Genomic DNA, 7,454 nt, shown 5'->3' on the forward strand with positions numbered 1-7,454 from the left:
GCACCGGCTCTTCGGTGCGGGGCAGCCGCCGGCTTCGGCTCGTGGTACCCGCCCTCAGCGGCGGGACTCCCAGGCCCATTCGGCCGGGTCGATCCAGTGCGGTGCCATGACCGGTTCCGTGGGAAGACCTGATCCGGTCGTCCCGGCGAGGCCGGCGGCGGTGACCTCCGCGTCCGCGTCCGCGTCCGGGTACGCGCTCGTGTCCGCGTACGAGGGAGGGAGTGTCGTGGCGCGTCGGGAGGCCAGGCGCGCCGTGATCACCAGAGTGCCCTCCTCGATCTGGTAGTCGAGGGGCAGGCCGAGTCCACGCATCGCGGCGACCATGCCGGTGTTGTCGGCCTGGGTGACGGCGTAGACGGAGTCGCATCCGGCCTCGGCGGCCAGACCGACGAGCCGGCGCAGCAGCTCGGAGCCGACGCCGCGTCGCTGCCAGTCGTCTTCGACGAGAAGGGCGACCTCGGTCTCGTCCCCGTCCCAGAGGAGGTGCCCGAGGGCGACGATCCGCCCCGAGTCGGTCTGTACCGAGAGGGTGCGGCCGAAGCGGGGGCTGAGCAGGTGGCCGAGGTAGCGGTCCGCGTCCGCGACAGGACCGTGGTAGCGGAGTCCCAGGGTGCGCGGGGAGCAGCGGTCGTGCATGTCGCGCGCGGCGTCGAGGTCGTCCTGGTCCGCGCGGCGCACGGTGATCTCGGGCCCCTCGGCGAGCGTGAGGACGTCCTCGCTGCGCGGGACGCGGGGGCCGAGGCGTGCGTCGAGTTCCACCAGCGCCCGGGCCCGGGCGAACTCGGTGGGCGTGAACGGCAGGTAGGGGCGTTCCACGGTGATCACGCCACCCGACGGGTCGCTCAGTCGCATCACCGTCTCCTCCAGTACCCCTTCCACCGGGGTGCCCTCGCCGGTTACCCGGCCCGTCACGGTGACCGCCGGCAGCGAGTGGATGGTGCACCGCCCCAGCAGCTGACGCAGCGCGAGCGGGAGTTCCGCGGCATCCAGGGCGGTACGGGTGGCCAGTCCCAGGACCCGCGTCGGGGTGTCCACCAGATCGTGGGCGTCGGCCCGCTCGATCCAGGTGGAGGTGCCGCCGGCCGCGGATACCTCCCGGGTGAGTTCGGAGGCGCTCAACGACGAAGGAGCACGCAGCAGGAACTCGTCGACGGTGCCGTCGGCCAGCGGGTGCGTCTGGAGGGTCAGGATGTCGATCCGGAGGCGGGCGAGTGCGATGCACAGTGCGGCCAGGCTTCCGGGAGTGTCCTGGACCGTTGTCCGCATCCGCCACAGCACCGTCTCGTCGAGGGCGGGCGAGGCCTCGAAGGACAGGTTCAGGCCGAGTTCGGCGCCGTATCCGACCGCTGTGCCACCGGCTGGGGCGTCGCCACCCTCGGACGGTGGGGCGTGACTGTGCCTCCGGGCCCACCAGGTGTGGAAGGTGGCGGTCGCGGTCAGCGCCACCGCCGAGGCGATGAGCAGATACGGCCCGTCGGGCTGGTGCCCGATGAGGTTCGCGACGGCGTCGGCGACGGCCACCGCGGTGAACAGGGCCGCGAGCTCGATCAGGTCCCGCCGCCAGTGGTGGGGACGGTGGGCGGTCTTGGAGGATGTCACATCAGTCATGACTTCACTGTGACCGAATGGTGTTGCCTGATCACGAACGCACTGTGACCGATGGGTTAAGTGTGGATCTAGTCGCCTTTCTTCACTTTTCAGACACCGAGTGGCCCGAATTGTCGGGCAAAAGGAAGCCCGGTGTCCTCGACGGGTGACGCGACGTGCTCCTGCCCGTAAGGGTGACACGTCGCGCGCCACGACCCCGATGGTCCCGTTCGTCGTACGGTCCTGGCCGGGCAGGCCGGGTCACGCATCCAGCAGGGTCGTCACCGTCAGCCGCAGCGTGACCGCCAGCCGTTCTCCCTCCCCCTTCTCCAGGAGTCGCAGAATGGGTTCGTTGCCCAGGGTCGACAACAGGACGTGCGCCATCAGTTCTGCGTCCAGCGAGGGGCGCAGCTCGGCGAGCAGCGTGCTGAGGTGGTTGTGCCAGAAGCGGTAGACAGGGTGATCGTCGTCCGCTCCGGGGCGTTGGGTGGTGGTGACGGCGTGGCCGAGGGCCGCGAGCAGGCCCTTGTTGCGGGCCACCACGTCCACGATGCCGTCGAGGAACGCGAGGAGACGTGACCGGGGGTCGGCGCCGGGGCCCAGCGGGGGCGGGCCGGAGACGACGGCGTCATGCAGGGCCCCGGTGCGCTCCTGGACCAGGGCGTGCATGAGGCCCATGCGGCTGCCGAAGCGGTGGAACACAGTGCCTTTGCCGACGCCCGCGGCGGCGGCGACCTGTTCCATGGAGATCTCTTCCGGGCGGTACAGGGCCAGGAGTTCCTCGGTGGCGTGCAGGATCGCGCGGCGGTTGCGGGCCGCGTCGGCTCGTTCGCGTCGGACTTCCGCCATCGGAGGACCTCCTGCACAACTGGACCGGCGGTCCAGTACGTTCGGTGGAAGTTGACTGATGGTCCAGTTTAGCTGGGGGAGGGGTCGTCATGCGGCGCGTCCGCCATCACGAGTACGGGGGACCTGAGGTCTGCGGGTCGAGCGGGCCGAGGTGCCGGTTCCCGGTGAGGGGCAGGCCCTCGTCAGGGCTGAAGCGATCGGTGTCAACTTCGTCGACACCAAGTACCGGCAGGGTCCGGAGGCAGGGGCGATCTTCCAACGGCCGTTGCCGGGCACGCTGACCGGTGACGTCGTCGGTACCGTCGAGGCTGTCGGCCAGGGCGTCGAGGGACTCGCCGTGGGAGAGCGGGTCGCGGCCCTCGTGGCGGAGGATGCCTACGCCGACTACGTGCTCGCCGCGGCGCAGTGGATCGTCAAGGTGGACGAGGGCGTCGACCACGGTTCGGACACCATGCTGCCGATGGGCGCGCCGGTCGCGTTGCGCGTGCTGCGGACGGGCGGCCTCACTCCCGGCGAGTCGGTGCTGGTGCACTCCGCGGCCGGCGGCATCGGGCACCTCGCCCTGAAGATCGCGAGGCTGCTCGGGGCCGGCACGGTGGTCGCCACCGCAGGCTCGGACGCAAAGCTGTTCGCCCGCGAGCACGGCGCCGACATCGCGGTGAACTACACCATGCGGACCTGGACCGGCGCGGTGCGGGTGGCGGTGCCGGACGGGGTCGACGTCCTGCTCGACGCGGTCGGCGGCGACGTCCTTCGGCGCAGCTTCGAGGTGCTGGCGCCGTACGGCCGGGCCGTGACCTATGGTGCGGCCTGTGGTGACCTGATCTCCGTACCGGTCACGAGCGTCTTCGCACTGAAGTCCCTGGCGGGCTTCAACCTGACGGCGTGGCGGACGGCCAGGCCCGAGCAGGCGCGCGCGGAGATGGACGAGCTCGCCGGCTACGTCGCGGAAGGCAAGCTCACCGCGGCCGTGCACGCCACCGTCCCGCTCGCCGAGGCGGCCGAGGCGCACCGGCTGCTCGACGACAGGGCCGCGCTGGGCCGCGTTCTGCTGGTTCCGTAACGCCCCCCCCGAGGGGTACGGGGTGCGCGGTGCGTGCGATGGGCGGGCGTGGGCGCGGAGCGGGTGCGGGGCTCCTTCGGGGCGGGCGCGGGGCGTCTGGGCCCCGCACCCACCTTCTTCGCGCCGGCTCGCCCGCGATGCGACCGAGGGCGCCTGACGCGGTCAGGCCGGAAACGGTGTGGGACCGTTCACTGACCCGTGAGGCCGGGCTGCAGCACCTTGGTGAACAGGACCTTCCCGCCCTGCTGTCGCAGCCGTACCGTCAACTCCCCGCTTCCGCCGTCGATGTCGACCTCGCCGAACAGCGGCGGCATCTCCAGGGGGGACTGGTTGGACAGGACGGGGGCTTTGACGAATACCCGGTCCGGGCCGAACGTGCCGTCCAGCGCGCTCGCCGGGAAGGCGCCCGCGGCCAGCGGGCCGGAGACGAACTCCCAGAACGGCGCGAAGTCCTTGAAGGCCGCGCGCTCGGGAAGGTAGTGCTGCGCGGAGGTGTGGTGCACGTCCGCCGTCAGCCAGACGGTCCCCGTGATGCGGCGGTGCTTGATGTGCCTCAGCAGTTCGGCGATCTGGAGTTCCCGCCCGAGCGGGGCGCCCGGGTCGCCCTGGGCGACCGCTTCGAAGTCCGTGGCACCGTCCGGCACGACGAGCCCGAGCGGCATGTCCGCCGCGATCACCTTCCACACGGCGCGTGACCGGGAGAGCTGATTCTTGAGCCACCGGAGCTGCTCGGCGCCGAGGATGCCCGTGGTGTCGTCGGCCTGCCGGTCGGGCGAGTTGGCGTTGCGGAAGGACCGCATGTCGAGCACGAACACGTCGAGCAGGGGGCCGTGGCGCACCACCCGGTGCATACGGCCCTCGCCCGGAGCGGCGCGGAGGGTGGAGACCGGCAGGTACTCGCGATAGGCCCGCACCGAACGTGCCGCCAGCACGTCCACGTTCTTCTCCGTGTAGCGGACGTCGTCGAGAATCTGCCCGGGATACCAGTTGTTGCGCACCTCGTGGTCGTCCCACTGGACGATCGAGGGCACCTGCGAGTTGAACTTCCGTACGTTCGCGTCCAGCAGGTTGTACCGGAAGTTGCCCCGGTACTCGGCGAGGGTCTCGGCGACCTTCGCCTTCTCCTCGGTCGTGACGTTCTGCCAGACACGTCCGTCGGGCAGGGTCACGCTCGGCTCGATGACACCGTCCGCGTAGATGGTGTCGCCGCTGCAGAGGAAGAAGTCAGGGTTGAGATTCCGCATCTCCTCGTAGACGGTGTAGCCCCCGACGTCGGGGTTGATGCCCCATCCCTGCCCGGCGATGTCGCCGGACCAGAGGAACCGCGCCCCGTCCCGCCGCTTCGCCGGAGCGGTGCGGAAGGTTCCGTACACCGGGCGGCTCGTGCGGCGCGGATCGTCCGGGTCGGCCAGGGTCACCCGGTAGTGGACCTGTTCGCCGGCCGGGAGACCATGCACAGGAGTCGTCCCGGTGAAGTCCGTCCCCGCACCGATCAGCGGACCGTGCCAGAGGCGGGAGGTACGGAAGGACTCCGTGGCCGACGTCTCGACGAGCATCCGGGCAGCGCGGTCCGAGCGCACCCAGACCAACGCGGTGGACGCCGTGACATCCCCGACCTGGACACCCCACTCGGCGGACGGACGCCCGGACCGCGCGAAAGCGGGCGCACCGGTGACGGCCGGCAGCCCGACGGCGGCGGACGCGAGGAGCGAACCGCGCAGTACGGTCCGGCGGCCGGGGGAGAGGATGTGCGGAAGGTTCGTCATCGATGCGCCTCCGGGACATGGGTGCGGGGTGTGCGACGGCCGCGCGTCCGAAGAGCCCCGGCGCGCGCAGGACCATGACTAACGCGCGGCCAAGGCGCCCGCCCCAACCAGAGGTGAACAACGGCTACGTGGCGCACCGGACTTCCCCCGGTCGGCCCCGGTCCCCCTCAGCGACTGGTGTCCAGAATGACCCGGGACACGAGGGCGGGGTCGTCGTTCATCGGCACATGACCGCATCCGGGCAGCCGCACCAGTCGTGCGCCGGGGATGACACGTTTGGCCCGGACACCTTGGCGGCGGGGCAACAGCACGTCACGGCTGCCCCAGGCGACGGTGACCGGGATGCCCGGCACGTCGGACGTGAAGGAGGCGTTGCGGCCGGCGGCCAGCGTCCCTCCGAAGCCGGTCGCGTTCCGGAGCGCGAGGGTCTCCGCGACGACCGTTTCCGGCGAACGGCGACCAGGCCGGGCACAGATGGTGCTGGTGAGAGCAGCGCGACCGGCCGCGCTCCGGGAGAGACGTTCGATCATCGGAACCGGCAGCGCTTGGGCACCCCGGCGCATCGCCCAGAGCGTCCCGAATGCGTACCGGCGCTCCGGAGCGCTCCAGAATCCGGCGGGTGACAGGGCCGTCACCGACCGGGCGCGACCGGTGCGCCCGAGTTCCAGCGCGAGCAGACCACCGAGTGAGTTGCCCGCCACATGCGGGCGTTCGAAGCCGAGTTCGGAGCAGAAGGCCGCCAGTGCTCCGGCCACCGTCCGTACGTCGTACGCGACACCGTCCGCAAGCGCGGGCGACTCACCGAAGCCCGGCAGATCCACGCTGATCACGTCGCGTTCGCCCGACAGGATCCGTACCACCGGATCCCACGCCTGCCGGTGATGGCCTATGCCGTGGAGCAACAGCAGCGGCTGCCCGGTGCCGGTCCGCGTGTAGGCCACCGAGGTACTCCGTGGGCCTGCGGAGGTGTCGAACGTGAACGGTGCCGTGCCGGTCATGGCCGCTCCCTGGCGTGGAGATGAACCTTCGCGGCCAACAACTACCCCTCGGTAGCTTTTGGTTCAAGGGGGCAGGCCCTCTCGGGTGCGGACAGGAGGTGGTCCGCCGTCAGGTGGTGAGGGGTGGGCGCCCGGTTTGCGGCAGGACGCCGTCTTCCGCTCGTGCTCCTGCCCTCTTTGCGCTCGTATGGCGGTCCTGTTACCACGAACGTCCTGTGAACGCTCTGTGCCGGAAGCGCGTTTCGCGCTTCCCGGGGCAAGGATTGGTCTTGACCAAGTCCGCGCGCCGTCCTATGGTCCTTACGTTAAGGCAAGAACCTTTAATAAATGTTGTCGCGGAAAAGGCCACTGGGCGATTGCGGAGGACAGGGTGGGGACCACGCAGCTGGAATCGGTGCAGGAGCCGAAGTACTGGCACCTGAGGACCGTGCTCAGTGAGGCACTCGACTCGGACTTCGCGGTGGGTGAGATCCTGCCGAACGAGCGGGACCTCGCCGCCCGGTTCGGCGTCGCACGGGCCACGCTCCGGCAGGCTCTGGAGCAGCTCGAACTCGAAGGCAGACTTCAGCGCAGGCGCGGCGTGGGAACCACCGTCGCTCCGCCCCGGGTGGGGGTCGCGGTCTCCACGGCCCAGCAGGAGTGGGCGGGCGCGGTGGCCGACGAAGCCTGGCAGCCCATCGAGTGCGCCCGGGGGACGGCCCCGGCGGCCGTCGCCGCCGCGCTCTCCACGGCGGCCGACGAATCGGTCCACGTGATCCGCCGGATCAGGGTCACCCATGGTCAGCCGGTGGCTGCGGAACTGCTGTACGTGCCGTCCGCGTCCGTCCCCGACCTGTCCGCGATCGAGGAGTCCACGGGTCCCGCTCGTGTGCGCGGGGTGCTGCGCGAGCTGCACCGCCTCGGACTCGAGGGACAGGACCGGTCGGTCGAACTCGGTTCGGCCAGCGCGGACGACTCCAAGGAACTCGACCGGCTGCCCGGAGCCCCCGTCCTGGTCGTCACCACGCGCTACTTCGCCGGGGGCGGCACCGCCGCGGTCTCCGTCGCCACCTACCGTGCCGACACCTGCCGACTGACCTTCGGGGACTCCGGAGCTCTGGAGATCAGCCACGAGCAGGAGTGCCAGGCTTCCTGAACACCTCGCCCCGCGACACAGGGGCGCCTCTGCGGACCGGACGGCCCGCCGCGATC

6 protein-coding genes are annotated in these 7,454 nt (G+C 70.8%); 2 read left to right on the forward strand and 4 right to left on the reverse strand.

Annotated features, from left to right (window positions below; translation table 11 throughout):
* Nucleotides 1-54: 54 nt before the first annotated feature.
* Together ACFWEP_RS28675 and ACFWEP_RS28680 are read right to left on the reverse strand one after the other, a co-directional pair.
* Nucleotides 55-1,608: a GNAT family N-acetyltransferase gene (locus ACFWEP_RS28675; protein WP_387374268.1), complete on the reverse strand. Its 1,554-nt coding sequence runs from the start codon at nucleotides 1,606-1,608 to the stop codon at nucleotides 55-57.
* Nucleotides 1,609-1,848: 240 nt separating this feature from the next.
* The gene (locus tag ACFWEP_RS28680) at nucleotides 1,849-2,436 is read right to left on the reverse strand and encodes a TetR/AcrR family transcriptional regulator (protein WP_387374270.1); all 588 of its coding nucleotides are present in this window, start codon (nucleotides 2,434-2,436) and stop codon (nucleotides 1,849-1,851) included.
* A 151-nt stretch (nucleotides 2,437-2,587) separates the two neighbouring features.
* Between ACFWEP_RS28680 and ACFWEP_RS28685 the strand changes: the two genes are divergently transcribed.
* On the forward strand, nucleotides 2,588-3,499 hold the full coding sequence (locus ACFWEP_RS28685; RefSeq protein ID WP_387374272.1) for a zinc-binding alcohol dehydrogenase family protein: 912 nt from the start codon (nucleotides 2,588-2,590) through the stop codon (nucleotides 3,497-3,499).
* Between the two features lie 188 nt (nucleotides 3,500-3,687).
* Here the strand turns inward: ACFWEP_RS28685 and ACFWEP_RS28690 are convergent, their stop codons facing one another.
* Together ACFWEP_RS28690 and ACFWEP_RS28695 are read right to left on the reverse strand one after the other, a co-directional pair.
* Nucleotides 3,688-5,265, reverse strand: a complete 1,578-nt coding sequence (locus ACFWEP_RS28690) for an alkaline phosphatase D family protein (RefSeq protein ID WP_387374274.1) — start codon at nucleotides 5,263-5,265, stop codon at nucleotides 3,688-3,690.
* A 167-nt stretch (nucleotides 5,266-5,432) separates the two neighbouring features.
* Nucleotides 5,433-6,263, reverse strand: coding sequence for an alpha/beta fold hydrolase (locus tag ACFWEP_RS28695; RefSeq protein ID WP_387374275.1), 831 nt, complete (start codon nucleotides 6,261-6,263; stop codon nucleotides 5,433-5,435).
* Nucleotides 6,264-6,633: 370 nt separating this feature from the next.
* Between ACFWEP_RS28695 and ACFWEP_RS28700 the strand changes: the two genes are divergently transcribed.
* Nucleotides 6,634-7,398 carry a GntR family transcriptional regulator gene (locus tag ACFWEP_RS28700; protein ID WP_387374277.1) on the forward strand — a complete coding sequence of 255 codons (765 nt, stop codon included), beginning with the start codon at nucleotides 6,634-6,636 and terminating at the stop codon, nucleotides 7,396-7,398.
* Nucleotides 7,399-7,454: the final 56 nt, after the last annotated feature.

Source organism: Streptomyces sp. NPDC060198, from assembly GCF_042728415.1.
GTDB lineage: Bacteria > Actinomycetota > Actinomycetes > Streptomycetales > Streptomycetaceae > Streptomyces.

What these genes read in the sequence shown, in the direction of transcription:
- ACFWEP_RS28675 (WP_387374268.1), bottom strand. Translation starts at nt 1,608, where the DNA reads ATGACTGATGTGACATCCTCCAAGACCGCCCACCGTCCCCACCACTGG.
- ACFWEP_RS28695 (WP_387374275.1), bottom strand. Translation starts at nt 6,263, where the DNA reads ATGACCGGCACGGCACCGTTCACGTTCGACACCTCCGCAGGCCCACGG.
- ACFWEP_RS28680 (WP_387374270.1), bottom strand. Translation starts at nt 2,436, where the DNA reads ATGGCGGAAGTCCGACGCGAACGAGCCGACGCGGCCCGCAACCGCCGC.
- ACFWEP_RS28690 (WP_387374274.1), bottom strand. Translation starts at nt 5,265, where the DNA reads ATGACGAACCTTCCGCACATCCTCTCCCCCGGCCGCCGGACCGTACTG.